Origin of the sequence: Thiemannella venezuelensis, assembly GCF_014203605.1 — a bacterium.
In the GTDB taxonomy this organism is placed as follows: domain Bacteria; phylum Actinomycetota; class Actinomycetes; order Streptosporangiales; family Streptosporangiaceae; genus Planomonospora_A; species Planomonospora_A venezuelensis.
On record NZ_JACHJJ010000037.1, the window covers coordinates 25665 to 52259 of the forward strand.

Below are 26595 nucleotides of genomic sequence, written 5' to 3' on the forward strand. Positions count from 1 at the left end.
CGGAAAGCCCGATAGCCGACAAAGAATGTTTTCCTGGGCTGCGACGCGCCAGACCGGCGACCGGCTCCTGCCGGATGCCGGCCGGCCGGCGGAGAAGGGGCTTCAGCGGTTCTTCCGGCGGACGGTTCCCACGGACCTGCCGGCTGTCACCTCGACCGCCGGAAGGCACTCGATCTGGTGGATGTGCATCGTCCCGGCCTTTTCGTTTTCCCGGACTTCGCCCTTCATGGCGAACGCCCGTCCCCTTCGGTCAGGGGACGGGCGTCGTGCGGGCGGTCACTTCAGCACGGGGAGTCGCTTGACCAGGGCGGTCCTGCCCCACCAGGCGCCGATGCCCAGGGTGTCACCGGCGTGGGCCAGGGCCAGGCCGGCCAGGACGATGGCGTAGACGATGTGGTCGTCCATGAACGGGTTGGTGTCCAGGGGTAGCTGGGCCGCCCACATCAGCAGCATCATGGCCGCGCCCGCGCCGGCCGCGATGCGCATGCCCGCGCCCAGCAGGAGGGCGGTGCCGACGCCGAGCAGGCCGAGCATGAACAGCCAGTCGACCCAGGCCTGTCCGGCCAGGCCGCCGAAGAGGCCGCCGAGGGCGTTCTCGCCGGTTCCCTTGAGGAAGCCGGTGGTCGGGCTGCCGCCGTTGGTCCACGCCTTGGCGGCGGGGGTGGCGAAGCCGAGGCCGAAGGTCTTGTCGGCGAAGGCCCACAGGAACACCCAGCCCAGCGCGATCCGGGCGGCGGCCCAGGCGTAGGCGGCGGGGGCGCGGGTGGCGGCTGCGGCGGCGCGGGTGCCGGCGGGGGCGGTCGCGGTGGGAGCGGTGGCGGTGTGGCCGTCGAGCGGCCGGGGGCGCCTTGCGATGGTGGCCATGATCGGCTCCTTGTGGATTCCTCTTCGTGATGACACCCAGTACATCGGCTGGAGTGGGGTTTTCCGCAGTGCCGTACGACTCGCCTCTGCGCTGCCATCGTCCTGAACCGGCGGGTCTTTGGTCCTTCGCCTCCGTGTTTGATGGTTTTTCGCGAAAAATGATGTCTAAAGGCCGGGGTCCGGTCGGCCGCGGTGAAGAGCGCTGAGGGGTATGGGTGTGATCCGGGTGGTCCTGGTGGACGACCACGGGGTGGTGCGGCGCGGGGTGGCGGCGCTGCTGGAGCGGCAGATCCTGGAGTTGATCGGTGAGGGGCTGACCAACCGGCAGATCGGTGAGCGGATGTTCCCGGCCACCCGGCTGAAGGCCGAACGCGGTGAACGGGGAGACCTTCGTCCCTGGTGAGGTGGAGTGTCCGAGGCCGATGCTGGAGGTATGAAAGTCGACTCCACGGGCCTGCGGGTGCTCTCACGGGCCGAGTGCCTGGAACTGCTCGCCTCGGCGCCGATCGGGCGGATCGTCTTCACCGACCGTGCGCTCCCGGCCGTCCAGCCGGTCAACTACATGCTGGACGGCGAACGGCTGGTGGTCCGCGCCAGGGCCGGGTCCAAGCTGGCGCTCGCGGTGCGCGACGCGGTCGTGGCGCTGGAGGCCGACGCGTTCGACCCGGCCGGCCGGACGGGATGGTCGGTGACCGTGGTCGGGCACGCGCACGCCGTACCGCAGGGCCGCGAGTCCAGCCGCCTGGCCCACCTGCCGCTGGCGCCCTGGACGCCCCGGGACGGGCAACGGCCGGACGGCCGGGACCACTACATCGTGCTCCCGGTGGAGCAGATCTCCGGCCGCCGGGTCGAAACCCACCCCTGACCGGACCGGAGCCCCGCGGCGTCTGCGAGGCCGAAGCCGCCCCGCTGACCTCGCAGACGTGACCACCTGCAAAGCCGTCAAGGTCTCGGGCCTGCTCCCGTCCGAACGCGCCGCGATCTTCGGCATCGGCGGCCTGGGCCACCTGGCCCAGCAGTACGCACAGATCTTCGGCGCCGAGACCGTCGCCGTCGACATCACCGCCGACAAGCTCCGCCTGGCCGAGGAACTCGGCGCCACCCACACCGTCGACGCCGCCACCGACGACCCGGTCACCGCGATCCAGGCGCTGGGCGGGGCCGACGTGGCGATCGTGCCGGCCGCCAGCCCGCGCGTGCTGGAGCAGGCCCACGCCTGCCTGCGGCGCGGCGGCCGCCTGGTCCTGGTCTCCCTGCCCAAGGACAACGCGATGAACCTGCCGATCTTCGAAACCGTCCTGGGCGGCATCAGCGTGATCGGCTCCATCGTCGGCACCACCATTGCCGCAAAGCGGTGCAGGAAGCCGTAGGGACCAAGGACCCCCCGGTGCGGCGCGATGTCCCGGCGACGGAGGACTTCCGGCTCTGCCCGCGCGACCGCGAGCGCGGTGGAATGAGAGAGCACCCCCACCCCTCAAGGAGGACACGATGCGCGTCAAGGTCAGCGAGGTCATGACCCACAAGGTGGTGTCCGTCGACGGCGCCACTCCGTTCAAGGACATCGCCGAGGTGCTCGTCTCCCACGGTGTGAGCGCGGTCCCCGTCCTCGACGCCGGCAACCATGTCATCGGTGTCGTCTCCGAGGCGGATCTCCTGCACAAGGAGGAGTTCAAGGAGCAGTACCACCGCGAGGGCTACCGGCCCCCGCTGCGCACCCGGCTGCGCCACCGGCTCGCCCAGGAAGGCGCCTCCGGGCGCGGCAAGGCCCGCGGCGACACCGCCGCCGGGCTGATGACCTCCCCCGCCGTCACCGTCCGCCCCCAGTCCGCGATCGTCTACGCGATGCGGCTGATGGACGAGCGCGGCGTCAAGCGCCTGCCGGTCGTCGACGAACACGGGGTCCTGCAGGGCATCGTCAGCCGCCAGGACCTGCTCAAGGTCTTCCTCCGCCCGGACGCGGCGATCACCGAGGAGATCCGGAAGGACATCCTGGACCACTCCCTGTGGACCGACACCTCCCAGGTGGAGGTCTCGGTGCACCGGGGCGTGGTGACCCTGACCGGCCGGATGGAGCGGCGCAGCGAGGCGCTGATCGCCGCACGGATGGCGCTGCGGGTCAACGGCGTGGTCGACGTCGTCGACGAGATCCGGTGGGACGAGGACGACTCCCCCGCCTGGACGGGCCGGTAGGCCACCCCGTACGGCTCCCGCCCGCAGTTCGGCGATCACCTGGGCGCGGAATTCCGGGGTGTCGCAGTCCGGGTCGCCCTCGATCCGGACGACTTCGGCCGCGGCGCAGCGGGCTGTCCGGATCGGTCCGGAGTCTGACCGGGTGACGCCTTCAGCTCGCGGCCCCCTCTGGCCAGGCTGAAAGGCATGACCAGCGCCCTCGTCGTCATCGACGTCCAGAACTCCTTCCTCCAGCTCCCCGACTGGCGGCACACCTCGCGGCCGGACATCGTCCCCCAGGTCAACCGCCTGGCCGCCGCCGCCAGGACCGCGGGAGACGCGGTCGTGTGGGTGCTCGGCTCGCGCCCCGGGTCGGGCTCCGTCTTCGACCCCGCCCGCGGGTTCGTCCGCCTGATGGACGGCATCCGGCCTCTCGACGGCGAGCCGGTCCTCACCAAGTCCGCGCACAACGCCTTCACCACCACCGGCCTCCACCGGTTCCTCACCCAGCGCGGCATCAGGAAGCTGACCGTCTGCGGCATCCGAACCGAGCAGTGCTGCGAAACCACCACGCGCCTCGCCTCCGACCTGGGCTTCGAGGTCGACTTCGCCATCGACGCCACCGCGACCACGCCCATCCCGCACCGCGACGCCCCGGACGACGTGCCCTTCGACGAACTCGTCCAGGACCCGCGAACGCTCGGCGTGGAAGAGATCATCGACCGCACCGCATACGCTCTGTCGGGCCGTTTCGCCACCGTCAAGACCGTGGACGAGCTCACCGGAAACTAGGAGGTACCGGCCATGTCCCGAGTCGTCTTCCTGCTCATCCCGCGGGTGCACCTCCTCGACGTGGCCGGACCCGCCCAGGTCTTCTCCACCGCCGACGACCTCGGCCACCCCTACACCCTCACCTACGTCGCCGAGGACGGCGAGGCCGCCGCCGTCCAGGGGCTCGTCCTGCGGGCGGAGACCGCCTGGCCGCCGCTGGCACCCGACGATCTGATCATCGTGCCCGGCTGGCGCGGCCCGACCCGCCCGGCGAGCACCGCGACGTTGCGGCACCTGCGCGACCACCACGCATCAGGTGGCACGGTCGCCGGCGTGTGCGCGGGCGCCGACGCGCTGGGCCGCGCCGGACTGCTCGACGGCCGCCGCTGCACGACCCACCACACCGTCCAGGACGAGCTCGCCCGCCTCCACCCGCGAGCGGAGGTCGTCAGAGACGCGTTGTACATCGAGGACGACCGGATCGTCACCTCAGCGGGCGTGGCCAGCGGAATCGACGTCGCGCTGCACCTGGTGACCACACGCCACGGCCCCCGCGCCGCGGGGCAGGTGGCCCGTGCCATGCTCGTCCACCTCCACCGCGGCGGTACGGCGGAGCAGATCAGTCCTCTGTTCCGGTGGCGTTCGCACGCGGACGAGACGGTTCATCGCCTCCAGGACCTGATCGAGACCCGCTTCACCGAGCGGCTGCCGCTGAGCCTGCTGGCCGAGGCCACCAGTTGCAGCGAACGGACCGTGACCCGGCTGTTCAGCCGGGCGACCGGCCTCACTCCCCTGGCCTATCAGACCGCCCTGCGGCTGGAGCGTGCCGAGCACCTTCTCGGGACGGGCGCCACGGCCGAGGTCGCCGCGCGCGAGGTGGGATTCGAAGACGCCCGGACGCTGCGCAGGCTCCGCGCCCGGGCCGCTGCTCCAGCCGGTCGGTGACCGTGCCCCTCCGACGTGGCTCCGCCGCGGCGCCGGGCGCCCCGGGGCGGTCCGCGGCGGCGGAGCGCAGCTTGATCGCCGTCGTGGTACCGTCGCCGTGGAAGCCCGCACGTGCTTGCCCCGGACGAGATGTGCGCCGTACCCGGCCTGCAAAGACGACGCACTCGGAGGAGACGTCATGGATGCGGGCATGCCCCTGATCGATTTCACCGGGGTGACTCCACGGCCTGGTGCGCTGGACGTCCGGTGGATTCACGGTTCACCGTCGGCCAAGCACAACACCGATCCGGACATCCAGGTCCACACGTACGACGAGCACACGTTCATCCTGCGGCAGAACATGGCGATCGACTACGAGGCGCCGTTCCTGTTCCTGCTGTTCGGAAACGCACGGGCGGTGCTGATCGACACCGGCGCCACGGCGTCCGCCGAGTTCTTCCCCTTGCGCCGGGTGGTCGACGGGCTCGTCGCCGGCTGGCTCGCCCGCCACCCCCGGGAGGAGTACCACCTGCTGGTGCTGCACACCCACCCGCATGGCGACCACGTCGCGGGCGACGGCCAGTTCGCCGACCGCCCCGATACCACGGTGGTCGGCGCGGACCTGGCCACCGCCTGGGAGTACTTCGGGTTCGGTGAGGATCCCGACGCCGTGGCCCAGGTCGACCTGGGAGGCCGTGTGCTGGAGTGCCTGGCCGCCCCGGGCCACCACGAGGCGGCGGTTGCGTTCTACGACCGGTGGACCGGGTTCCTGCTCACCGGCGACACGGTCTACCCGGGCCGTCTCTACATCCAGGACTGGGCGGCCTTCGCCCGGACCATCGACCGCCTGATCGACTTCTCCGACCGCCGCCCGGTCACCCACGTTCTCGGCTGCCACATCGAGATGACCGGGCGACCGGGCGTGGACTACCCGATCCGCACCACCTACCAGCCCGACGAGCCCCCGCTGCAGATGACCACCGGGCACCTGCACGAGATCCGCGCGGCGATCAAGGAGATCGGCGACCGGCCCGACCGGCGCGCCCACCCTCTCTTCATCCTCTGGCCGACCCCGTAGCCGCAGGAGTCCGCCGGGCCCTGAGCGGGGTTCAGCAGGTGGTGGGGAGGCCGAACGCGGGGAGCAGGCCGGGAGCGAACGAGGTGATCTCCACGATCCGGCCCTCGGCCACCCGCAGCACCTCCAGCACCTGTGCCCGGTACAGCGTGTCGCCCGGCCGGCGGAGGTAGTGCGCGACCGCCGGCTGCCGGTTGGCCCGGGTCGGCAACCGGCGCCAGTGCCCCAGGTAGCCCGGTGCGGCCGGGTCCAGGATCTCGGCGAGTGCCGCGGCGAACGCCTCACGCCCGACCCACAGCGTCTCCCTCGTGCCGGACTCGCACGGCTGCGGCATCGGCATGGTCACGCGGATGTCCTCGTGGAGCAGTTCCGCCATGGCACCGGTGTCCGCCCGCTCCAGCAGCACCAGGTAGCGCTGCACCAGCGTGCGTTCGGCCTCCGTCGGATCCGTGGCGGGCGCCCACTCCAGCCGCCGTGGCGGGAGGTGGGAGCGCAGGGCGGCGCGGGCCCGGGGTAGCGCGCTGTTCACCGACGCGACGCTGAGGCCGAGCATGTCCGCGGTGTCCGCGGCCGGCCAGCCCAGGATGTCGCGCACGATGAGCACGGCCCGCTGCCTCGGCGGCAGGTGCTGGACGGCGATCAGGAACGCCAGCTCGATCGTCTCCTTCTCGATGACCGCGGCGTCGGGCTCGGCGTCGTGCGGCGCGGCCCGGTCGAGCAGCAGGTCCGGATACGGCTCGAGCCAGGGGATCAGATCCGGTGACCGCGCCACCGATCCGGCTTCCGGCGCGCCGGCCCCTCCTTCGGCGCGCGGCCGGCGCCGGGCACCGTCGAGGAAATCGAGGCACACGTTGGTCGCGATGCGGTAGAGCCAGGCCCGCGCGGTCGACCGCCCCTGGAAGGTGTCCCGCTTACGCCATGCCCGCAGCAGGGCCTCCTGCACCAGGTCCTCGGAGTCCGAGAACGACCCGACCATCCGGTAGCAGTGCACCCGCAACTCGTGCCGGTGCGCCTGCACCAGACCGCTGAACGCGGACTCGTCGAGCACCTGCCCCGGGCTCACCGGCGGTCCTCCGCCGTCTGGCCGGACTCCGCCGGCGTGCCCGGCATCGGCATGTCGCCGAGGGACGGCAGGTGCCCGAGACCGATCCGCGCGACCGCCGCGAGCGCCAGGAAGATGACGACCGACACGATCGCGATGATATGCAGTCCATCGGTGAACGCCGCACGTGCCGAGGTCAGCAGGGCGGTACCGGCATCGGCCGGCAGCGCCGGCACGGCCGCGACCGCGCCGGCGATGCTGTCCTGGGCCGCGGCCGCGACGTCTCGCGGCACGCCGTCGGGGACGTCGATCCGGGTCCGGTAGGTGGCGGTGCCGATGATGCCGAGGATCGCCACGCCGAGCGCGACACCCAGTTCGCCGGCGGTCGACGCCAGCGAGCCGGCGGCGCCCGCCTTCTGCGGTGGCGCCGACGACATCACCAGGAACGGCGCCATCGGACCGACCGACGCGCCGCCGACGTACACGACCGTGATCCCGGAGAGCAGGACCGCGAGGCCGGAAGCGTCGGGCACCCGGGTGAGCACGACCATGCCGGCCGCGGCGGTGATCGACCCGGCCATGAGAATGTACGCGGGGCGCACCTTGCGCGCGAGCGCGGGTGCCGCGTTCCCGACGATGATCATGACCGCCGACGGCAGCAGCAGCCACAACCCTGTCTCGAACGGCGAGAGGCCGGCGACCAGTTGCAGGTACAGCGTCCCCATCAGGCCGACCCCGCCCATCACGAACGCGATGAGCAGCGCGAGCACCAGCGTGGCGGACAGCGCCCGATCGCCAAACAGGCCGAGGTCCAGCAGCGGGTTGGTGACGCGGCGCTGCCGCAGGACGAACACCACCCCGAACAGAAGACCGGCGGCCAACGCCGCCACCGGCGCCGCCTCCCAACCGCCGCGCGCCAGGGTCTTGAGCCCGTAGATGAACGGCAGCACCGCCGCCACCGACAGCACCACGCTGACGAGATCCAGCCTCCGCGCGTCCGGGTCGCGGGAATCCGGTACCAGGAACGGCGCCGCCAGCAGCAGCAGCGCCATGACCGGCACCGCCATGAGGAAGATCGACCCCCACCAGAACGACCTGAGCAGCAGGCCGCCGAGCACCGGGCCGAGGACCATGCCGGCCATCAGCGAGGTGCCCCACGCGCCCATGGCCGCGCCCATCTGCTTCGGGTCCTTGAACATCTCGCGCAGCAGCGCCAGGACCGACGGGATCAGGGTGGCACCCGCGATACCGAGCACCGCCCGCGCGCCCACCAGCATGCCCGGTGAGACGGCGTACGCCGCCATGATCGACGCGACGAGGAACAGCGCCGCACCGCCGAGCAGCACCGTCCGCCGTCCGATCCGGTCGCCGAGGTTTCCCGCCGTGATCAGCAGGCCGGCGATGAGAAAGCCGTAGATGTCCGATATCCAGAGCTGCTCGGTGCCGTTCGCGCCGAGGTCCGCGCTCAGGTGCGGCAGCGCCAGGAAGGTGATGTTGACGTCGACCGCCGCGAACATGGTCGGCAGGCACAGCACGGCCAGGCCGAGCCACTCCCGCACGGTGGCCCGGTGCGGGCGATCCGGTACCGCCGGCGCGGCGGCCGGCGCGTCGAAGGCGGTCACTGCCGCCGCCCGAGGTAGGCCAGCAGGCGTGCCTGCTCGTCGGCGTCCGGGCCGACCTCCATCTCGGGGCCCGCCATCATGCCCCGCACGACGTCATGCCCGACGATCATGAGCGAGGCCCGGACCTGCTGGATCTCCACCGGGTCGATCCGGTCGTCTTGGCCGGTGGCTCGGGCCAGATCCCATCCATGGACGACGAGCTCGGTGCATATCGATCGATCGATTCCCTCGGCGAAGGTCCACCGGCCGAACCGGCCGGTGTACCTCTCCTCCGCCCGCTCCTGGTCGTCGAGGTCGGCCTGCACCTGATCCCGGATCACCGCGAAGGCGCCGAGCGGATCCCGGTCGACGCCCGGGCGGGCAGGCGGCCGGCGGTTCACCTGGAACAGGTGGACTTCGTGCATCGCCACCACGTGACCCACGAGGTCGCTCACCGACCAGTCGGTACACGGCGTCGGACCGTCCCACTCGTCCGCGCCGACGCCTTCCAGTTTCGCGGTGAAGGCCGCGGCCAGGCCGCGGTACCGGTCGGCGGTGGCACCGTACGGCCGACCGCCTCCTGGCGCGTGCGCCTCGGGTACCAGATCCTCCGTACCGCCCGGACTTGCTGATGTCATGCGAGCTGCTCCCTGTCACCGATACCGCTCGCCGGCGCCGATCGCCGGACCTCACACCGGTATGACGGTCGGCGCCGCGAAAACTGAGCACCGCGTCTCCGGCAGGGGTGGACCGGTGTCACCGGCGCGGGATCGAGGTGCCTGCTGCCGGAGGATCACCGTCGCGAGAGGTACGGCGGCGGCGGGGCGAGGTGAAACGGTGCAGTTCGAGGACCGGCGGCAGCGGAACCAGACCGGGACCACCGGCGCGGACCCATTCGGCGACGTCGGCGGTGGCGTTCTCGTCGTTGACGAAGGCCAGCCAGACCGGACGGCCACCGGCCGCCCGCCCTTCCGGCGTCGGCTGCACGATCAGGACGTTGGCCTGGTCGCACACGTCGAGACAGCCGGTCACCCGGACCTCGGCGACCCCGGCCAACCGGCGGATCTGCTCGTCGTGGTCGAGGGCGGGCACTTTCCGGGCACTCCCGCAGCAGCAGTCCCGGCACACGGTGATCCTTTTCACGTATTCCTTCCCCGGACGGGCCGGTGGCGCAGCACGCAGTCGCCGCACGTGCCACCGCCGGGCACCCGGTAGTAGAGACAGCAGGTGCGCCGGGTGAAGAACGGCCGCGTGGCGAACGTCCCCTGGCCGCGCAGACGTCCCATGGCCAGCAGCTCGCGCCCCAGTGACAGGGCGGCCGAGGCGTGCTGCGGCCGATGCCGGGCCAGTGTTTGCACGCTCCCGGCCAGTGCCGAGGCGGCATTGCCCCACAGGATCGCCGGCGCGACCGGGACGATGCGGCCGACCGTGTCCGCCAGCGGCTCCAGAAAGCCCGCCACGATCGCCCGGTAGAGCAGGGCGGCGCCGTCGCCCTGCGCTACCGGCAGGAAGGGCCATTCCTCCAGCCGCAGCGGCAGGGGCCCGTGCGGCACCGGGCGCCAGTGCACCCTCTGTGGATCGAAGCCGCCGGCCGCGCCGTACAGCACCAGCAGCCCGACCGGCGGGGACAGGAACCGTGCCGCCAGTCCCTGGAACAGGATGGACGCCGCCACCCGGCGCTCACCGGTGCCGAGGCGCCCGGCGGCGCCGGCGACGCGGGCGGCGAGCAGATCGGCGTCCTGGATCAGCTCGCCGACGGGTCGCCATCCCTCCCCCGCAGGTCCTGCCTCGACGGCGAAGTAGTCTCCCATCGCGGCCAGGTCACGCACGTGCGCGCACGCAGGCACAGGCGCCCGTCCTCTCTCGGGGAGATCCGCCCCGGCTGGTGAGGAGGCGACCGCGTGAGTCTCCTGGCTCTCGGGTCGACGCTCGTCCCGGCCTTCCCACCCCGCAGGGCAGTGGCTCGCTCGGGAGTCGCTCACCGATCACAGTGGCGGGACCGCACCGGAGTCGCACCGGTTTCCTCGTTCCGCCGTCGCCTTTCCGGGCATCGTCTCACACCCGCCCGGGAGGCGGTGGCGCCGCCGGCCGGCGCGAGCGCAAGTCCACCGCGGTGGCCGGGTAGAGGAATCGGCCGGTCGGGAGCCGGACGGGTGAACCGTTCGGGTGCGGTTCCTCCTCGGAGACCGGTTGACCTGGGAAGATCGACGTTCGCCGGCGTGTGGGCCCGCGTGGCCACCAGCAGTGGCCGGGGCGATCAATGATCGAAGCTGCGCACCCGCGCGTCCGCCGTGGCTGAGCTGGTCGTCGAGCCCGGCGACCGCCTGCTGCACTGGGACCTGCACTACGGCAACGTCCTGGCGGGGCAACGGGAACCCTGGCCGGCCGCGATGTGACGCGCCGCGAACGCGACGACCTGGGCCTTCAGCGCGCGGTCAGCCGCTTGAGCTCGGAGCGCACGCCTTCGCGCTTGGCCGCCTGGGTGCCCGGCCCCAGCACCGCGGCGTCCTTGATCGATCCGGGTATGCTGCCGGTCATGTCCGACCAGTGTTCTCATCCCGGACCGCAGGCGCGAAACGGGCTGCTGGATGATATGCGGTTCCTCATCACTGCGGCTCCCGGACAGGTCGACGCGCTGCTGGAGCAGACTGCCGATGCGCACGACAGCCTGATCGCGGCGGTGTATCGCGCTTCGGCGCATCTGCACCGCGGCATGTCCGAGGCCGCCCGTCGGCAGATCCTGGCACTGGATGCGGCCCGGCTGGGCGGAGATGAGCTGGCGTCCAGGATCACCGCGACCCGGCTGGACGGCCATCCTCCGCCACGATGGAGCCCGACCTGGGTTGCCGGGTCCCGGACGGCCGGTGCGGCGCCGCAGGCCCGGCCAGGCCACGATGCCGCGATACGCGCGGTGTCGGTGACGGCGGACGGCCGTTTCATGGTCACCGCCGACGAGGCCGGCGAGGTACGGCTGCGCGAGCCTGCCGCCGGGCAGCAGATCGGCAGGCCCGTTCGTGACGAGGGCGGAGCCGGACAGGTGGCCGTGACCGTGATCGGTGATCGTCCACGGGTGATCACCGGCAGCGGCCCGGAGGGGACGGTGCGCGTCTGGGACCCGGCCACCGGCGAGCAGGTCGGGGAGATCCTCACCGACGCGGGTTACGCCCCGGCGATGGCCGTCGCGGTGCTGGACGGACGGCCGGTGCTGATCGCCGGATGCCTGGACGACACGGTGCGGCTGTGGGATCCGGCCACCGGCCACGAGGTCGGGGCGCCGCTCGCCGAGGAGGGCCGCCTGGTGTCGGTGGCCACGGCCTCGCTCCACGACCGGCCGGTCGCCGTCACCGTGACCGATGCCGACGGTGACAACGGCTGCGGGACGGTGCAGGTGTGGGATCTGAGCACCTGCCGTCGGATCGGGGTGCCGTTCGGGGAGGAGTACGAGGTGTCCCTGGCGGCGGTGGCGTCGGTCGGCGGGCGGCCGGTGGTCGTCACCAAGGGCTGGGATCACACGGTGCGGCTCTGGGATCCGGCAGCCGGTCGGCAGGTCGGTGCACCCGTGGCCGATGACGTCAGAGCCCATGCGTTGGCAACGGTGACCGCGGCCGGCAGGCCGCTTGCCGTCAGCGGCGAATGGCACGACGGGTACGGACGACTCCGAGCGTGGGATCTGGCCACCGGCCGTCAGGCGGGCCCGGCGCTGGTGTTTCCGGCTCGCATCACCGCGTTGGCCGCACCGTCGCAGGATCGCCTGGTGGTCGGCTTCGGGTCCGACGTCGCGGTGCTGGATCCCTGCTGAAAGGCATGGCGCCCCGGGGCCGGCCGAAGAACGTGGTTCGAGACAGTGAGGACTCGCCACGGCGAGCCCGCTGTCACCTTCGAAAGGACGGCATGGACGTTCCCGTGCACTACCGCAAGCGGCTGGTCGGGTTCATCGAGGATTCGACGGTGGACAACTTCCGCACCTACGGCCGCTGGCGGGCCGTCGCCTCCGAACAGACGACGGTGTTCCTGCGGGCCGTCGCCGCGGAGGCGGAGCCGGCGATCGGGATGGGCGAGGCAGGGCAGGTTCCCGGTTACGTGACGGGCATCGACGACGGATGGATCGAGGTCGTGACGGTGCCGCCGGTGCCGTAGGAGTCCTCGCTCACGCATGCCGTGCGCGGCTCGTCGCTCCTCCCGATCAGCCCGTCCGCCCCCGTGGCCAGGTCCCACCTGCCCAGCAGGTCCTCCCGCAGGGCCAGGGCGACCGGACGACCGGCCACCACCGTGGCGGCGACCTGCCATACCACCGCGCCCAGCGGCTGCGGCCGGTCCATCTCCACCGGCAACCAGCCGATCATGCCCTCGGAGTCCAGCATGGTGCCCGTCCTTCCCGTTCCGTCATCGTCCACCGGCGCAGACCTGCGATGGTGGTGACCCGGGGCCGCGGCCGACTCCCGGCGTGGCCCGCGGGTCGGGGCTGCGGGCGGCGGGAAGCTCAGGCCTGGAGCCTCAGCTCCACCGACGGGGCCCCCAGCAGGCGCTTGGCTTCGCGGATGCCGGAGACGAAGGCGCCGTCGGCGTGGCCGAACCGCACCGGGCAGGTCGCCTCACCGGCGAACAGCACGCGACCGGCCAGGGGGACCGCCAGTTCCTCGATCGCGGCGACGCCGGCGCCGGGGGTGAGGTGGGTGTAGGCGCCGCGGGCGAACGGGTCGTTGCGCCAGCCGGTGACGGCCCAGGCCGCCGGAGCCGGGAGCCGCGCGCCGGTCGCGGTGACGAGCACGTCCTGGGCGCGCCGCAGCACCTCCTCCGCCGCCAGGGCGGACAGCGCGCGCCCTGCCGGGCCGCCGGCCAGCGCGACCAGGGTGGGCGCGCCGGCCGGGCCGGTGGCGTCGATCCAGGCGCGCAGCGGGGTGCCCCCGTGCCGGACCAGGAACCCGGTGGCGGCCTCGTCCCAGTGCCGGGAGCCGTAGCGCAGAACCACCTTCTCGAAGTCGCCGAAGCCGAGCGCCGCAACGGCCCGCGCCTTCGACGCGGGCAGGGCCGGCTGGAATCCGATCGTCCCCGCTTTGAGGACGCCGAGGGGAACGGTGACCAGCACGTGCGAGCCGCGCTCGGTGCGGCCGTCGGTCGTCTCGACGGTCACGCCGGCGCCGTCGGCACGGACCGTCCGCACGGCCGCACCCGTCCGGACGGCCGCATCGGGGGTGAGCGCCGCGATCAGACGGCGGTATCCGCCTTCCGGGACGTCATCGCCGCCGCCGTACGGCTCGGGAACCTCCAGCACCGCAGCCGACAGCTCGGCGGCCGGAGCGGCGAGTTCCGTCTCGACGACCGTCTGGAGGATGAACCGCATCCACTCGCGGCGGCCGGTGTCGGGCTCTGCGGCGCAGTAGGCGTCGATGAGGCCGCCGAGAGTCGTCTCCCGCCCTCCCCCCGCGGCCCGCCCCGGGCCGGTGGGAGCGCCGGAGGGCGTGGACCGGGCGGCGAGTTTCGCCGCGGCGCCCTCGAAGCCGGCCGCGCTGCGGATCAGGCTCGATCGGCCGGATCCGCGCACCTGCGCGCCTCCTCCGTCCACCAGTGCGACTCCGGCGGTCAGGTCGTCCAGGGCGTACGGCAGCCGCCGGATGCCCGTCCGCTCGCACAGCTGTGCCAGTGGGTTGCCCTGGGGGGTGTGGATCCACGCGGCGCCCAGGTCGATGTCGGTCCCACCGATCTCGGCGGTGCGGATCCGCCCGCCCAGGCGATCTCTCGCCTCCAGGACCAGCACCTCCACCCCCGCCGAGGTCAGAGCGTTGGCCGCGGCGAGACCGGCGAACCCCGCCCCGATCACGATGACGCGGGTGACGTCGCCCGCGACGCCGCCCGGCGGGGGGCCGCCGTCGCGGCCGACCTCCCATCGGTTCCCGGTCCGGTACCGGGCCGACGAGGCACCGGCCTGGTAGGCGGCGGCGGTCCCGGCGGCGGCAGCGGACAGCCCGGCTATCCCCGCCAGCAGTCCTCTCCTGCTCAGGCGCATGCTGTTTCACATCATCCCTGGTAGATCTCACTGTACGGTGAACAATAGGGAATTTATTGTACGGTGGACAACATGGTCAAGGAGATAGCCGGAGCGCACGCCCGCCAAGCGGCCGATCCGGAGCGAGAGCCGCTGTCCCGGGAACTGATCCTGCGACGGGCCCTGGAAATGATCGACGAAGCCGGCGTGGAGGCACTGAGCATCCGGCGGCTGGCCGCCGACCTCGGCGTGTTCCCCACCGCGCTGTACTACTACCTGCCGACCCGCAACGCGGTGCTGCGCGGCGTGGTGGAGACCGTCCTGGAGGAGATGGACTTCACCCGGGCCCGCACCGGCACCTGGCGGGACCGGGTGCGGGCGCTGTGCCTGGCCCTGCGGCAGGTCGCGCACGCCCATCCGCGGCTGTTCCCCTACCTGGTCTCCTATCCGGAGAGCACCGTGCAGGAGTACAGGATCTACGAGGAGCTGTACCGCGCACTGGAGGAGGCCGGCCTTGCTCCGGTGCGCATCGTGCAGGCGGGCACCCTGATCTTCTCCTACGCCACCGGCTTCACGCTCGCCGAGGTCAACGCCACCATCGGCCCGCCGGACGAGAGCGAGTTCGACCAGTTGTCGGCGCTGCCCGCCGCCGAGTTCCCCAGCACCCACCGGCTGGCCGGGCAGATCCGCGACCTGGATCTGGAGGCGAGTTTCGAGGCCGGGATCGAGGCGATCCTGGACGGCTTGAGCGCACGAGCGGCCGGGTGAGCAGGAGCCGACCGGCCCGGCGGGAATTCCCGCCGGGCCGCCCGGAGTGGTCAGAACGCTGCCGGTTGGTTCAGAACGCTGTCAGTTGGTGCAGTCCTGGCTCTTCAGGGCCAGGATCATTTCGCTGACCCTGCCGCGCGACAGCTGGAAGAGGTAGTCGGCCTTCGCATTGCCCGGAACGGTGATGACGGCGTATCCGTTGACCGCCTTCCGTATCCCGGGGTAGGCCTTCTTCAGTTGCCTGCCGGTGGAGCCGATCGTGATTCCCCGGGGGGTCTTCACTCCCTTGGGCGCGGCGATCACGGCCACGCCGTGCCTCTTGGAGATGTACAGGCCCACACCGTCGCCGCCGCTCGGGTATGCCTTCAGGTCCCATGCCGTGCACGGGCCGGAGCCGAAGGTGGACACGATCTTCTTGGTGGCCCTGGCCTTCTTGACGCTCATCCCGAGTCGCACACCTCCGAATCCGAACGGCCCGAATTTTCCGGCCGAGGCCGAGGGGGCGGCCGCCGCCGTGGCCGAGTGCGACAGTGCCGCCGCGCCGGCCGGAGCCGCCGCAGCCCCCAGCACGAGTGCCGCCGCCAGCACGGCGGCCGACGCCGTTCGCCGCCCGGTAGGTGCTGCCGACGCGGCCTTCCCGGCCCGGTTCAGTACGGACATCCTGCTCTCCTTCGGTTGCCGGCGGCCTGGCGACCGCCGTCCTCGGCGCGCGTCCCTCACGCGCCCTGCAGGGGCACGGTTCGGTACCTGTCCCGGATTCGGCATCCGCTGGTCCCCGCATCCCCCGCGAACTTCCTGTACAGTGACCAAGAAGATCGTATTGTACGGTGGACAAGACAGTCAACGGGGGATCGGAGCGCCGCCGGACCTCCCGGGGCGGGCCCGGATCCCCGCGCCATCAGCGCCGCTTCTGCGCCAAGGGCCGCAACGGCGGGTCGACCTGCGACCAGGGACGGAATCAGCCGTGGATGCTGTTGGCGCCGGTGAGGTCGGCGGCCGCCCGCATCGCGACGTGCGAGCGGGCCGGGGCCGACAGGCCGATGGCGGCATGCAGGATGTCGACGACGGCCAGGTGGGCGAGCCGGCTGCTGGAGGCGGCCATCTGGAAGCCCAGGTCCGGGCCTCCGGCCACCAGCAACGCATGGGCACGCCCGGCCAGCGGCGATGACGAGAAACTGGTGATCGCCGCGATCTCCGCCCACCTTGAGCGTGGTGAAGGGCAGCGCCGGGGAGGATGCCGTCGGACGGCCCATCGAGGAGATGGGGATCACCTACGCCGACATCGACGACGCCACCCACGACTGGCTGCGGGAGAACGTCGACGACTGGAAGCCCGCCGACCCCTGAGATCCCTTTGAGAGGTTCCCCTGGGTCCTGGTCACCCCGGCGGATCAGGACCCTGCGCGGACAACGTCATCTGCTCGCGGATTTTGACGATCTGAGGACGGATGTCGGTTCCGGCGATCCGGCGCGGGTCTTCGGCGGCTTCTACCGCGCCCCCGAGGCCGGAGCCCAGGCGACCGGTGGGCGTCACTCCCCGGGCTGGGGGCCGTCCGGAGCGGGCAGGGTGAAGACGAAGCGGGCACCGCCGCCGGGGTTGTCGTGTGCGGTGATGGTGCCGCCGTGGCGTTCGACCACGCGTTTGCAGATGGCCAGGCCCAGGCCGGTGCCGGTGTAGCCGGTGGCCGCGCGGTGGAACCCGGTGAAGATCGCGGCGTGCTCGCCGGGAGGGATGCCGATGCCGCGGTCGGCGACCTCGATGCGGGCCCAGCCCGGCTCGGCCGGGACGGCGGTGACGTCGACGTGGGCGGCCTGGCCGGGCGGGGTGTACTTGATCGCGTTGCCGATCAGGTTGTTGATCAGCTGGCGGGTCAGCGGGGCGTCGGCGCACACCACCGGCAGCGGCCCGACATACACCCGCGGCGGCGGGAGGTTCGGGTCGGCGGCCGCGGCGGCCAGGTGCTCGGCGACGGCCTCCTGCACCAGCGTCTTCAGGTCGACGCTGGTGAGGGTCAGTGTGGCGTCGCGAGCGGTGGCGTAGGCGAGCAGGTCATCGATCAGGCGGCTCATGCCGGTGACCGCGGCCAGGATCCGCTCCAGGTGCCGGGCATGGTCACCGGCCACGATGCCGCTGGAGCCGTCCGCGCCGGCCGCCGGTGCACGCGAACCGGCCGGTCCGGCGGGGTCGGTCAGCTCCTCGTGCAGGAGTTCGGCGAATCCGCGCACCGTGGCCAGGGGGCGCTTGAGGTCGTGGGCGACGATGCCGGCGAAGGCGGCCAGTTCGGCTTCACGCTCGCGCAGGGCGGTGATGGTGAAGGAGGAGGCGACCGCGCCGATGATGCGGCCGTCGGCGTCGCGCAGGGGCCGGGCGTGGGCCATGAGGATGTGCCGATCGCCGCCGGGCAGGGTCATGATCAGCTCCATACCGTCGATGTCCTCACCCGCCAGGGCCCGCGTCAGCGGGTTCTCCTCAGGCGGGACGGGGCGGCCGTCGGGGTAGGCCACGGCCAGCAGCGGGGTGGCATCGGCGATGACCAGCGTCCGGCCGTCCCTGGGCAGGGCGCTGCGGGCGACCCGGTTGGCGTGCACGATCACTCCGTCGGCGTCGCAGGTGATCACGGTGACGTTGATGGCGTCCAGGACCTGGGTCAAATACGCCTTCTGGGCGGTCAGCTCGTCGTGGGCGGCCCGCAACCTGGCGGCCGTGCGGGCCAGTTCCTCCTCGGCGCGGGCGCGATCGGTGATGTCGTGGAAGACCGCCACCGCACCGGCTCGCCCAGCGGCTTCCAGCGGCCGGGCCGACACCGAGATGACGGCCCCGCCGGGGCGGGCATCGTTGCGGATCATCATCGGCACCTGCTCGACGTGCTCACCGGCCAGCGCCCGCACCAGCGGCAGCTGCTCGGTCGGGAACGGAGCCGTGCCGTCAGGGGTGAAGAGGCCGTAGTGGCGCTGCCAGGCGGCGATCTCACCGGTATCGGCTCCGGTGCCGAGCATGGTCGTGGCGGCCGGGTTGTGCAGCAGGAACGTCCCGTGCTCGTCGATCACGCCGACCCCGTCGCTGATGCTGTCCAGGATCGCACTCATGAGCTCCGCCTGGCCGCGTGCGGCCGTCTCGGCCGCACGCAGGTCGGCGGTGGCCGCTTTGATCCGTGCGCGGGCCCGGGCCCGGCCGCCGCCCAGGGTGAAAACCAAGATCGTCAGCAGCAGGCTGAGCGTGCCGCCGACGATCATCACGGCGGTGCCGGCCAGGCCGCGGGCCCCCGGCACCTGCGTCCGCGCGATGGACACATCCAGCTGCCAGGACTGCTGGGCGACAGGGATGCGCACGCTGCGGTGCAACTCCTTTCCACCGGCGGTGACCAGCGAGGCGACGGTGGCCGAGGTGGCGTCGCTCTGGCGGGCGCGCAGGTGCACGTCAGCCCCCTGGGCGATGCGCGAGAGCACAGCGCCCAGAAAGTCCTGACCGCGCAGGCCCAGCATCACCCAGCCCGCCAGCGGCCGTCCGCGGCCGCCACCGGCGGCGGACCCGTAGACCGGGGCGGTCAGCACGAACGACAGCTGCCGCCGATCATCGGGCAGATCACGATCACCGAGCAGATGGAAGGCGTCGGAGACGGCGACCTGGCCGCTGCGGCGGGCCTCGGCCGCCGCCCGGGCCGGTGCGGCACTCGCGGTCAGATCGGTACCGAGCACGGGGACCGCGCCCGGCGCCATCTCCTGCGCCAGCACGAAGAAGATGTGCTCATCGACGTGTCCTTCGGGCCTCAGCCGCAACGCCGGTTGCCCGCGCGTCCGCCAGCGTGCCTGCACGGCGGGCAGCTGCGCGTCGGTGGCGGGCACCAGGAAGGTGATCGAGGTGGCGCCGGGCAGGCGCCGCTGGCGCAGCGGTTCCACCATGCGGGCGAACGCCGTACCGGTCAGCGGGTCGGCGGCACCGGCGGCAGCGGCCACCAGGCGCAACGCATCGGCGTAGCGGCCGGTCTCGGTCTCGATCACCTCGCGTATCAACGAGACGCGCCGCTGCACCGTCTCATCGGCCAGGCGCAACTGGCTCTCGCGCAGGGCATCGGCGACCACGGCCGTCGCCCCGGCCCCGGCCACGGCCACCCCGAGCGCGGCCAGCACCGCCAGCGTCATCGCCGAACGCATCAGTTCGATCATGCGGCCCACGTCGTGTCCCCCACCAGACGATCAGGTCCTCACCAGCCCCTACGAGCGCCTGTCGCGGCGGCCGGAGACCTGAGATACCTGGGCCCGTACCGCTTCTGCGCCGGTGGGAAACCCCGAGCACCAGCAGAGAGGCGTCCGCCGCGCCCTGTTCCACCGCGATGGCACCACCTACGCCCCGGTCCCCGGCGGCGAGGTCCGGGCCGGCTTCGGCCCCGCCCGCTTCACCCCCGCTCCCGAGCAGGCCGGTACGGCGAGGCTCTCAGCGTGATGCCAACGCGCTGGGCAGCACCGGCAGTCCGTCCCCGGCGTCGAGCAGGAGCCGACCCCCCAGGGGCGCGTCGAGCGTGACGGTGATCCGGTCGATCTTGCCTATCGCAGGGCATACCCCGTCGCCGGTGGATTCGACGTCCACGTCGACCACCACCAGGTCACGGGTCTCGTAGGCACGGACACCGCGAGCCTGGTCGCAGGCGCCGTGCAGGTAGCGCAGTAGCAGGTCCCGCTCCTTACCCGGGACGGGGTCGAACGCCATCACCTCCGCGTGCTCGCCGCCGCCCTGAGCCGCCGGACGCGAAGTGATCGCCGACGGGTGGACGGCGACGCGGACGAACCTCGCGCTGAGGCCCTTCAGCGTGAAGTGCCAGGCGGGTACCTGGATCGTCCCCCGGTTGGTGCGCATCGGCACGTCGCCGAGCTTCACGCCGGTCACGTGCAGTTTCCGGCACCCGGCGGGCGGGCACTCGTCCTCGATGAGGCCGGCCGGCTTGCTGATCTCCTCGTACGCTTGCGCCGCCGTGACCAGCGGAACCGTCAGGGTGGAACCGTCCGGCCATTCCAGCCGCCGGGCGGGCGGGGTCTCCGCAGGCAGGTCGGTATCGAGGGTCCAGGCGCCGTTGTGGTCGCTCCGGTTCGCCCAGGCGGGCAGCCGTTTCCAGCCCGACGCCGCCTCCAGGTGCTCCAGCGGCACGAAGCCCTCGCGCCACGTGCGGCCGGCCGCCGAGCCGTGCCAGCGCTCGGCCACCTCGCGGGCCCGGTCCTCGAACTCTCCCTCCGACATGCGGCCGCCGCCGCAGCCGGCCAGCAGCAGCACCAGCAAAAGAGGCCAGATCACTGCGCGCACGGCGGCTCCTGGAACACGGGCGGGGAAAGCACGGGGCCGCCGCATTCGAACGGCATCCGTGAACAGGCGAGCAGCGGATAATCCGGATCTCATGCTCTCGTCACGTATCCCGCCGGATGATGGTTCGATGTCGGCAGCGGATGTTCAGGAGCGGAGGGAGCGGCATGAACGGCGAGACGACAGCCCTCCTCTCCGACGTGGTCGGCCGACTGGAGAAGAGCATCGTCGCCCGTGACCGCCCGGCCGTCGTGATCCTGGACGGTGAGCGTCGGCCCGTGCTCAGCGACTACGACTACCTGCGTGATCAGCCGGCCGCCACGGCGTTCGAGCGGCGGTGAATCTCCGGAACCCGCCGACCGTTCGACGATCGAGGTCTGCGACGCCAAGGTGGACGACCTCGCCTACAAGGCGGTGTGGCACAACGACAACCCCGTCGACGCCAGGGACTCCTTCGTCGTCCAGGCGCCGTAGGGCAGCTGCGCCACCGGCAGTTCCTTCCTCGGTTCGGTCAAGGTCTTCAAGCTCTGCCACGGGCGGACCGGTGCGAACAACCGCGTCACCTGGGACGGCTGCAAAGCGTCCGGCCGGCCGGGCGACCGCTGACCGACCGCACGCCGTCCCGGCAGGCGGGACGGGGAACACGCCGGCGGCCCCCGTGGCGAACGGCCCGGGCCGCCGGCATGCTCGCTTCAGGGCCGGCCGCCACCGCCGAGATTGCTCTGGATCTCGCCCTGCTTCTGCTCCACCACGGTTTTGATCAGAGTGGCCAGGCCCAGCGCAACTCCCGCGATGATGGCGGTGATGATCACCCACTCGACGGCCGAGGCACCGCGCGTCGGAGCCGTACGCGCACGATGAATGCGAACGGCCAAGCAGGCCTGCAGGTAAACAATCCAGGGATGGGCCACGAACCTCAACATCCTTCATTGCCGGGGGGCGCGCGGGAGTACGGGGCACGCGACTCTCACGTGACCTACGCAAACCGCACGTTTCTCATACACAGAGTCACTGTCTGTGTGCATATTGTGGTCGATGCCGTCGTGGGTCGCAGGCAGAACCACCCGGAACTTCCACGGACATCGACCCTGCAGACACTTCCTGAACCGCTGTCCGAAAAGTCACTGCCGAAGATCCAGTGCGCCCGATGGCCGTCGCAGGGCCACACCCCCGGCTCAACACGCGACCTGCGCCGACAGGCGATTCGACAGACTGTCCGGCATGTCCCCGGCAGACCTGACCACCACCCACTGGAACGGCCTCGACGACCACCAGGCCCTCCACCACGTCGAACGCCCAGCGCAGGAGCTCTCGTCCGACCTGCTCCGCCTGGAGCAGGCCGACTACGCCGGACGGCGCTTCCGCCGCGCTCTGTTCCACCGCGACGACACCACCTGCACCCTGGTCCCCGGCGGCGAGGCCCAGGTCGGCTTCGCCCCCGCCCGCTTCACCCCCACTGCCGAGTAGGAACGCGACTACGCCTGCAGCCTCCGCGACTCCGGTTTCCCGCCCGACATCCGTGATCTTCTCGCCGAGGCCACCAGCCCCCGCCGGACCGTCCACCTGCCGGCCCTGCTTGCCGCGATCGACCACATGGCCTTCACCGACCTGGCGCCCGGTGAGATCGGTGCCGAACTCGCCCGCGCCGGAGCCCGACCGCCCAACCTGTACGGCCTGCACGTCGCCTACGACTCCTACCAGGTGGAACCGACCGCGGACGAGCACGTCGTGTGCGGCGGCGGAGAGTCCCTGTGCGGCGGATACGGCCACCTCCTCGGCTGGCTCCCGCTGACCACCGCCCACCGCCGCAGCGCCCTGGCCGGACCGCTCCACGGCGAAGACGGCGGTGCAGGAGCCGGCACAGGTGCAGGGACAGGCTGCGGCGGACCACGGCGGAAGGTGCCGGAGCGTGCGCCGGCACCCAGAACTGCCAGCCAGGCGGCGGCGCGGGCCAGGACGGATCCGGCTGCCACCCTGACCACCCTGCTGCGCGGGCGCGTCCCCGTCGCCCACAACCTCCCCTTCGACCTCGGCTTCCTGTCCCACGAGTTCCAGCGCCTCGGCGTGAGCACGCCACTCCACCACGATCTCGGCGTGTGCACCATGACCGAGGCCACGCGTTTCCTCCCCGACGCTCCGCGCAACCTCGCCGGCTGCTGTGCCGTGGCCGACATCCCCCTGGACGGCCACCACGACGCGCTCGTCGACGCCCACGCCGCCGCCGGCCTGCTGCGCCACTACCTCACCCTGACAGGCCCCACTCCCCCGTGGCGCTCCCTGCTCGCAGATGCGGCGCGAGCCTCCTGGCCCGGCCTGCCCGACACCGGAACACCCTGGGTACGGCGCGGCGTCTCCGCCGAACGCGACAGCCACTTCCTGACCCGCATCCTCGACCGGCTCCCCCGCGTCCCCGAACCCGCGGCCGCCGACTCCTACCTCGCCCTGCTCGACCAGGCCCTGCTCTACCAGGCCCTGCTCGACCGGCACGTCTCCGCCTCCGAAGCCGACGCCCTCGTCCGACTGACCGCCGACCTCGGCCTGACCCGCGCCGACGCCGAACGGCTGCACCGCGACTACCTGACCGCCCTGGCGCACGCCGCCCTGGCCGACGGCGTCGTCACCGACGCCGAGCGACAGGAGATCGACCTCGTCGCCTCCCTGCTCGGCCTGCCCGGTGACGCCGCCGACGAGGCACTCGACCGCGCCTCCCAGAAGCCCTCCCCCGCGCTCTCCCGCTTCCAGCTGAACCCAGGCGACCTGGTGGTCTTCACCGGCGAGATGGACGACGGCCGGGAAACCTGGGAGAACCGCGCGCGCCGGGCCGGCTACGTCCCCCACCCCGGCGTCACCAAAAAGTCCGCCTCCTGGTCGCCGCCGACCCCGACACGCTCTCCGGCAAGGCCCGCAAAACCCGCGCCTACGGCATCCCATCGTCACCCCGAACGCTTTCGACCGCATGATCCGTTGAACGACAACCCAGCCGATAGAGCTCGGGATGAAGGGCCTCATCGGCAGTGATGGCCGATCGGCTGGTGGTGACTGGTTGGACCACGCCAGATTCCATGGAAGACAGGGCACATCACCTCCGCAAAAGCCGAGGCGGTTCACGTCGTGGTCGTAGACCGTCTGCGGGTGGAGCAGGAGTTCCCGCAGGAGGTGTTCCAGGCGCCGCATGGCGGTCACGTCCGGGGCAGGGACATCGCCGCCCGGAGCCGGTCGGCGGCGGGCCCGCCTATGGGGATCACGACGCCGCTCCGGCTGTGGTGCCCAGCTGCGCCACTCCGCCGACGAAGGTGACCTGCCGGGGCTCGTGCGGAGCATCCGGGCCGGGCCGCCATTGGCCGACCGCACCAGTCCGGGCTCCCGCCAGGTCCACTCCTGGTCGAACAGGGCGCACGACTGCGTCCGCCGACGGAGCGTGAGGTCCGCGGTCGCGGTGCCGTACATCCGGGTGATGGCGGCGGCGGTGGCGAGGCCGTCACTGACGGCACAGGCGACGATCATGGGGAACTCGCCCAGGCCGGGATCGCGGTCACCGAGATCGAGGACCTGGCCCTCCAGGGGAAGTCCGCCAACCGGCACCTGCTGGACGGCGAAAACTGATACCTCTCCTCTTGCCGCGATCCACGCACGCTGATCCTCTGTGGTGAGGAGGCGGTGGAGCTCAGCGGGGCCCCAGAGCCTCCCCGCTGAGTTCATGGTCGGCGCGGTGACCATCATCTGAGGGAGGAGCCGTTGGCCTGGCGTCAGCACGCTGAACATCTCGCCGCCGCAATCGTTCCCGCCGGATCCCGGTGGCATCAGCCCCTCGCCACCGTGCCGCGCCATGTGTTCCTGCCGTGCTGGTGGGCCGTCCCCGACGGCGCGACCTGGGGCACCTGGCAGGCCCGCACGGGCGCCGACGACAAAACGGCCTGGATGGCTGCGGCCTACCGCGACGCCTCGCTGGTCACCGAGATCGACCGGCAGCACGCCGACCACGCCCGGCCCGGTGAGATCCTGTCGGGCACCCCGACCTCGTCGTCGGCCATGCCGCGTCTGGTCATGCGGATGCTGCGTCACGGCCAGGTCTACGCCGGCGACGACCTGCTGCTCATCGCCACCGGCTCCGGCTACAGCACCGCCCTGGCCGCCCAGCTGCTCGGCGACGACCACCTCACCAGCGTCGACGTCGGCCCCTACCTGACCGCGGCCGCCGCCGCGCGCCTGGCCGCGATCGGCCTGCACCCGCCGGTGCTGTGCGCTGATGGCACCGGCCCGCTGCCGGGCACCTACGACCGGATCGTCTCCATGACCGCGGTCCGGCCGATCCCGCCGACCTGGCTGGCCGCGCTGCGGCCCGGCGGCCGGCTCGTCACCGTCATCTCCGGCACCAGCTTGCTGCTGACGGCGACCGCGAGCGGTGACGGCGGCACCGAGGGCCGGATCGAGTGGGAACGGATCACGTTCATGCCCGCCCTGCCCGGCGATGCGCTGCCACCGGACCAGCAGGCGCTGATCGCCGCCATCGGCGACCAGGACGGCGAGGAGATCACCCGAGGCCGCTACCCGCTCGGGCGGGTGGCGCCCTTCGGTGAGGTCGCCTCGATGCTCGAGGTCGCGGTGCCCGGCATCGCGCACCACTACGAGGAGGACGACGGCATGCGCACCGCGTGGATGGCGCACGCCGACGGGTCCTGGGCGCGGGCCCGCGCCTGCGGCGGCGAGTTGCCGCTCGTCCACCAGGCCGGTCCGCGCCGGCTGTGGGACCTGTTGGAGGAGGTGCGCCGCGACTGGCTACTGACCGGCCGCATCCCGCTGTACGGTGCCAAGGCGCGCGTCGATCCCGCCGGGACGATTCACCTGACCCAGGCGGGAGGAACGGGCTGGCATGGCCGCATCGACTGACCGGGCGACGAGTGCCCGACGCGGGGCCGAAGCGTCTGGGACCGTCCCCGGACCCGAGCCGCGTGATCGGCAAACCCGGTGAACGTTCGTGGTCACCGCACTACAGAGAGACCACGACCTCCAGATAGTCCAAGGGCAGCAACAGGGCTCCGGTGGTGTCGGCGTTGAGCTCCTCGGCCAGCGCCAGTAGGTCCCCGACCAGCGCGGCCCGTCCTTCCTCGCCGAGGGCGTCCATGGCCGTTGCGGTCGGACCGTACACCTCCGCCCAGACCTGGGCGTGCTCGGCGGGAGAGGGGAAGCGCCAGCGCAGGGTGCGGGGGGTGGCGTGGATCCCGGTCCCGGAGCCGAACAGCTCCGTCAGCCCTTCTCGGGTGCCCCACCGGGTGGGCGGGTGCGTGCCCTCCGGGACGGGGACGTACCGGGTGTTCAGCTCCAGCATGCGGCCCATGTAGCTGTCGGGGGTCCAGGTCGCCAGGCCGATCCGGCCTCCGGGACGGCAGACGCGCATCAGTTCGGCGGCGGCCCGTTCCTGGTTGCGGGCGAACATCACACCGAACGCGGAGGTCACCACGTCGAAGGAGGAGTCAGGGAAAGGCAAGTCCTCGGCGTCGCCCTCGTGGAAGGCGACGGCGAGCCCTTCCGCGTCGGCCCGGCGCCGCGCGTGGCCGAGCAGGTCCGGGACGAGGTCCAGGGCGGTCACGGCGGCGGCCCGGCGGGCGGCGGCGAGCGCCAGGTTGCCGGTGCCGGTGGCCACGTCGAGCAGCCGTTCGTTCGCCCGCAGGTCAAGCGCCTCGGTGAGCAGTTCGCTGGCGAGGAGGAACTGCGCCCCCACCGTCCGGTAGTCTCCTGCGGCCCAGATGGCCCGCTGCCCTTCCCGTGTCTCCATTGGCCTCTCCTGGATCGGTTTCCGGCTCGAAGGTAGGTTCGGGCGGCCGGATCGCAGCCCGAAGGACAGTGTTGGTCACCTCGCCGGGACGTTCCATCCCTTCGGGTGATCACGATGAGTGATCACCGCCCTGGGCTGCGCGGACACGCTCGGCCGGATGCGGACAGGCCGCATAGCCCTCTTTGGTGAGGTGACCACGAACGTTCACCGGATTGTCTGATCACGCGGCTCGGGCTTGGGTGGAGTTGACCCGGTTTGGTGGACACCTGACCTCTGGGGAACCCTGGTTCCCGGAAGAAGGAGTCCACTGTGCCGAACAACTATCCGCCGGAGTT

At 72.0% G+C, this 26595-nt stretch carries 30 protein-coding genes, 2 pseudogenes and 2 riboswitches; of the genes and pseudogenes, 18 read left to right on the plus strand and 14 right to left on the minus strand.

Annotated features, from left to right (window positions below):
* Positions 1-276: 276 nt before the first annotated feature.
* Positions 277-864, minus strand: coding sequence for a hypothetical protein (locus tag FHS22_RS34580; protein ID WP_184948415.1), 588 nt, complete (start codon positions 862-864; stop codon positions 277-279).
* Between the two features lie 280 nt (positions 865-1144).
* On the opposite strand from FHS22_RS34580, the pseudogene FHS22_RS39735 reads away from it, so the two are divergent.
* The 7 genes and pseudogenes from FHS22_RS39735 to FHS22_RS34615 form a co-directional block, all read left to right on the plus strand.
* Positions 1145-1222, plus strand: a pseudogene (locus tag FHS22_RS39735) (DNA-binding response regulator); the annotation flags it as partial.
* 75 nt (positions 1223-1297) lie between these two features.
* Complete coding sequence (locus FHS22_RS34590; protein ID WP_184948416.1) at positions 1298-1729, plus strand: pyridoxamine 5'-phosphate oxidase family protein; 432 nt, start codon at positions 1298-1300, stop codon at positions 1727-1729.
* A 58-nt stretch (positions 1730-1787) separates the two neighbouring features.
* Positions 1788-2234 carry a zinc-binding dehydrogenase gene (locus tag FHS22_RS34595; RefSeq protein ID WP_184948417.1) on the plus strand — a complete coding sequence of 149 codons (447 nt, stop codon included), beginning with the start codon at positions 1788-1790 and terminating at the stop codon, positions 2232-2234.
* Between the two features lie 118 nt (positions 2235-2352).
* A complete protein-coding gene (locus FHS22_RS34600; RefSeq protein ID WP_184948418.1) occupies positions 2353-3054 on the plus strand; it encodes a CBS domain-containing protein in 702 nt (233 codons plus the stop codon).
* Positions 3055-3240: 186 nt separating this feature from the next.
* The gene (locus FHS22_RS34605; RefSeq protein WP_184948419.1) at positions 3241-3825 is read left to right on the plus strand and encodes a cysteine hydrolase family protein; all 585 of its coding nucleotides are present in this window, start codon (positions 3241-3243) and stop codon (positions 3823-3825) included.
* A gap of 12 nt (positions 3826-3837) precedes the next feature.
* Positions 3838-4749: a GlxA family transcriptional regulator gene (locus tag FHS22_RS34610; RefSeq protein ID WP_184948420.1), complete on the plus strand. Its 912-nt coding sequence runs from the start codon at positions 3838-3840 to the stop codon at positions 4747-4749.
* A gap of 97 nt (positions 4750-4846) precedes the next feature.
* Positions 4847-4914: riboswitch (guanidine-III (ykkC-III) riboswitch) on the plus strand.
* A 25-nt stretch (positions 4915-4939) separates the two neighbouring features.
* Positions 4940-5806 carry an MBL fold metallo-hydrolase gene (locus FHS22_RS34615; RefSeq protein ID WP_184948421.1) on the plus strand — a complete coding sequence of 289 codons (867 nt, stop codon included), beginning with the start codon at positions 4940-4942 and terminating at the stop codon, positions 5804-5806.
* A gap of 31 nt (positions 5807-5837) precedes the next feature.
* On the opposite strand, the gene FHS22_RS34620 is transcribed toward FHS22_RS34615, so the two are convergent.
* The 5 genes from FHS22_RS34620 to FHS22_RS34640 all read right to left on the minus strand — a co-directional run bounded on the left by FHS22_RS34620 (position 5838) and on the right by FHS22_RS34640 (position 10293).
* Entirely contained in the window at positions 5838-6866 is a 1029-nt protein-coding gene (locus FHS22_RS34620; RefSeq protein WP_184948422.1) for an RNA polymerase subunit sigma-70, read from the minus strand.
* The gene (locus FHS22_RS34625; RefSeq protein WP_338048091.1) at positions 6863-8467 is read right to left on the minus strand and encodes an MFS transporter; all 1605 of its coding nucleotides are present in this window, start codon (positions 8465-8467) and stop codon (positions 6863-6865) included. The genes FHS22_RS34620 and FHS22_RS34625 overlap by 4 nt, the downstream gene beginning before the upstream one ends.
* Positions 8464-9084 carry a TIGR03086 family metal-binding protein gene (locus FHS22_RS34630; protein ID WP_184948423.1) on the minus strand — a complete coding sequence of 207 codons (621 nt, stop codon included), beginning with the start codon at positions 9082-9084 and terminating at the stop codon, positions 8464-8466. Before FHS22_RS34630 ends, FHS22_RS34625 begins: the two co-directional genes overlap by 4 nt.
* A gap of 118 nt (positions 9085-9202) precedes the next feature.
* Entirely contained in the window at positions 9203-9538 is a 336-nt protein-coding gene (locus FHS22_RS34635; RefSeq protein ID WP_221474502.1) for a hypothetical protein, read from the minus strand.
* A gap of 47 nt (positions 9539-9585) precedes the next feature.
* Complete coding sequence (locus FHS22_RS34640; RefSeq protein ID WP_338048092.1) at positions 9586-10293, minus strand: (2Fe-2S)-binding protein; 708 nt, start codon at positions 10291-10293, stop codon at positions 9586-9588.
* A gap of 56 nt (positions 10294-10349) precedes the next feature.
* Positions 10350-10472, minus strand: a riboswitch (cobalamin riboswitch).
* Positions 10473-10728: 256 nt separating this feature from the next.
* On the opposite strand from FHS22_RS34640, the pseudogene FHS22_RS34645 reads away from it, so the two are divergent.
* The 3 genes and pseudogenes from FHS22_RS34645 to FHS22_RS34655 form a co-directional block, all read left to right on the plus strand.
* Positions 10729-10833 (plus strand): annotated as a pseudogene (locus tag FHS22_RS34645) (hydroxyurea phosphotransferase); the annotation flags it as partial.
* 149 nt (positions 10834-10982) lie between these two features.
* Complete coding sequence (locus tag FHS22_RS34650; protein WP_184948424.1) at positions 10983-12245, plus strand: WD40 repeat domain-containing protein; 1263 nt, start codon at positions 10983-10985, stop codon at positions 12243-12245.
* Between the two features lie 92 nt (positions 12246-12337).
* On the plus strand, positions 12338-12583 hold the full coding sequence (locus FHS22_RS34655; protein WP_184948425.1) for a hypothetical protein: 246 nt from the start codon (positions 12338-12340) through the stop codon (positions 12581-12583).
* Here the strand turns inward: FHS22_RS34655 and FHS22_RS34660 are convergent.
* Together FHS22_RS34660 and FHS22_RS34665 are read right to left on the minus strand one after the other, a co-directional pair.
* Positions 12523-12807 (minus strand): hypothetical protein, encoded by a 285-nt coding sequence (locus FHS22_RS34660; RefSeq protein WP_184948426.1) that lies wholly within the window; start codon positions 12805-12807, stop codon positions 12523-12525. The two genes, FHS22_RS34655 and FHS22_RS34660, sit on opposite strands and share 61 nt — an antisense overlap.
* 119 nt (positions 12808-12926) lie before the next feature.
* Positions 12927-14450, minus strand: coding sequence for a flavin monoamine oxidase family protein (locus FHS22_RS34665; protein WP_184948427.1), 1524 nt, complete (start codon positions 14448-14450; stop codon positions 12927-12929).
* 72 nt (positions 14451-14522) lie between these two features.
* Here FHS22_RS34665 and FHS22_RS34670 point away from each other — a divergent pair, with 72 nt between their 5' ends.
* A complete protein-coding gene (locus FHS22_RS34670; protein WP_184948428.1) occupies positions 14523-15197 on the plus strand; it encodes a TetR/AcrR family transcriptional regulator in 675 nt (224 codons plus the stop codon).
* An 81-nt stretch (positions 15198-15278) separates the two neighbouring features.
* On the opposite strand, the gene FHS22_RS34675 is transcribed toward FHS22_RS34670, so the two are convergent.
* Positions 15279-15857, minus strand: coding sequence for a hypothetical protein (locus tag FHS22_RS34675; protein ID WP_184948429.1), 579 nt, complete (start codon positions 15855-15857; stop codon positions 15279-15281).
* Between the two features lie 298 nt (positions 15858-16155).
* The gene (locus tag FHS22_RS34680) at positions 16156-16329 is read right to left on the minus strand and encodes a hypothetical protein (RefSeq protein WP_184948430.1); all 174 of its coding nucleotides are present in this window, start codon (positions 16327-16329) and stop codon (positions 16156-16158) included.
* 80 nt (positions 16330-16409) lie between these two features.
* On the opposite strand from FHS22_RS34680, the gene FHS22_RS38710 reads away from it, so the two are divergent.
* Positions 16410-16544 (plus strand): hypothetical protein, encoded by a 135-nt coding sequence (locus tag FHS22_RS38710; protein WP_260408588.1) that lies wholly within the window; start codon positions 16410-16412, stop codon positions 16542-16544.
* A gap of 183 nt (positions 16545-16727) precedes the next feature.
* On the opposite strand, the gene FHS22_RS34685 is transcribed toward FHS22_RS38710, so the two are convergent.
* Positions 16728-19349, minus strand: coding sequence for an ATP-binding protein (locus FHS22_RS34685; protein WP_184948431.1), 2622 nt, complete (start codon positions 19347-19349; stop codon positions 16728-16730).
* A 124-nt stretch (positions 19350-19473) separates the two neighbouring features.
* On the opposite strand from FHS22_RS34685, the gene FHS22_RS34690 reads away from it, so the two are divergent.
* Positions 19474-19638, plus strand: a complete 165-nt coding sequence (locus tag FHS22_RS34690; RefSeq protein WP_184948432.1) for a hypothetical protein — start codon at positions 19474-19476, stop codon at positions 19636-19638.
* Here the strand turns inward: FHS22_RS34690 and FHS22_RS34695 are convergent.
* Positions 19630-20490: a hypothetical protein gene (locus tag FHS22_RS34695; RefSeq protein WP_184948433.1), complete on the minus strand. Its 861-nt coding sequence runs from the start codon at positions 20488-20490 to the stop codon at positions 19630-19632. The two genes, FHS22_RS34690 and FHS22_RS34695, sit on opposite strands and share 9 nt — an antisense overlap.
* 164 nt (positions 20491-20654) lie before the next feature.
* On the opposite strand from FHS22_RS34695, the gene FHS22_RS34700 reads away from it, so the two are divergent.
* Together FHS22_RS34700 and FHS22_RS34705 are read left to right on the plus strand one after the other, a co-directional pair.
* Positions 20655-20828, plus strand: a complete 174-nt coding sequence (locus FHS22_RS34700; RefSeq protein WP_184948434.1) for a hypothetical protein — start codon at positions 20655-20657, stop codon at positions 20826-20828.
* Entirely contained in the window at positions 20791-20961 is a 171-nt protein-coding gene (locus FHS22_RS34705) for a hypothetical protein (RefSeq protein ID WP_184948435.1), read from the plus strand. The genes FHS22_RS34700 and FHS22_RS34705 overlap by 38 nt, the downstream gene beginning before the upstream one ends.
* A gap of 218 nt (positions 20962-21179) precedes the next feature.
* Here the strand turns inward: FHS22_RS34705 and FHS22_RS34710 are convergent, their stop codons facing one another.
* Positions 21180-21398: a Flp family type IVb pilin gene (locus tag FHS22_RS34710; protein WP_338048093.1), complete on the minus strand. Its 219-nt coding sequence runs from the start codon at positions 21396-21398 to the stop codon at positions 21180-21182.
* Between the two features lie 310 nt (positions 21399-21708).
* On the opposite strand from FHS22_RS34710, the gene FHS22_RS34715 reads away from it, so the two are divergent.
* The 3 genes from FHS22_RS34715 (at position 21709) to FHS22_RS34725 (ending at position 25374) form a co-directional block, all read left to right on the plus strand.
* Positions 21709-21954 carry a hypothetical protein gene (locus FHS22_RS34715; RefSeq protein WP_184948437.1) on the plus strand — a complete coding sequence of 82 codons (246 nt, stop codon included), beginning with the start codon at positions 21709-21711 and terminating at the stop codon, positions 21952-21954.
* Positions 21955-22080: 126 nt separating this feature from the next.
* Complete coding sequence (locus tag FHS22_RS34720; RefSeq protein WP_184948438.1) at positions 22081-23505, plus strand: 3'-5' exonuclease; 1425 nt, start codon at positions 22081-22083, stop codon at positions 23503-23505.
* 798 nt (positions 23506-24303) lie between these two features.
* Positions 24304-25374 carry a methyltransferase domain-containing protein gene (locus FHS22_RS34725; protein ID WP_338048094.1) on the plus strand — a complete coding sequence of 357 codons (1071 nt, stop codon included), beginning with the start codon at positions 24304-24306 and terminating at the stop codon, positions 25372-25374.
* A gap of 100 nt (positions 25375-25474) precedes the next feature.
* On the opposite strand, the gene FHS22_RS34730 is transcribed toward FHS22_RS34725, so the two are convergent.
* A complete protein-coding gene (locus tag FHS22_RS34730) occupies positions 25475-26260 on the minus strand; it encodes a class I SAM-dependent methyltransferase (protein ID WP_184948440.1) in 786 nt (261 codons plus the stop codon).
* Between the last annotated feature and the right edge of the window lie 335 nt (positions 26261-26595).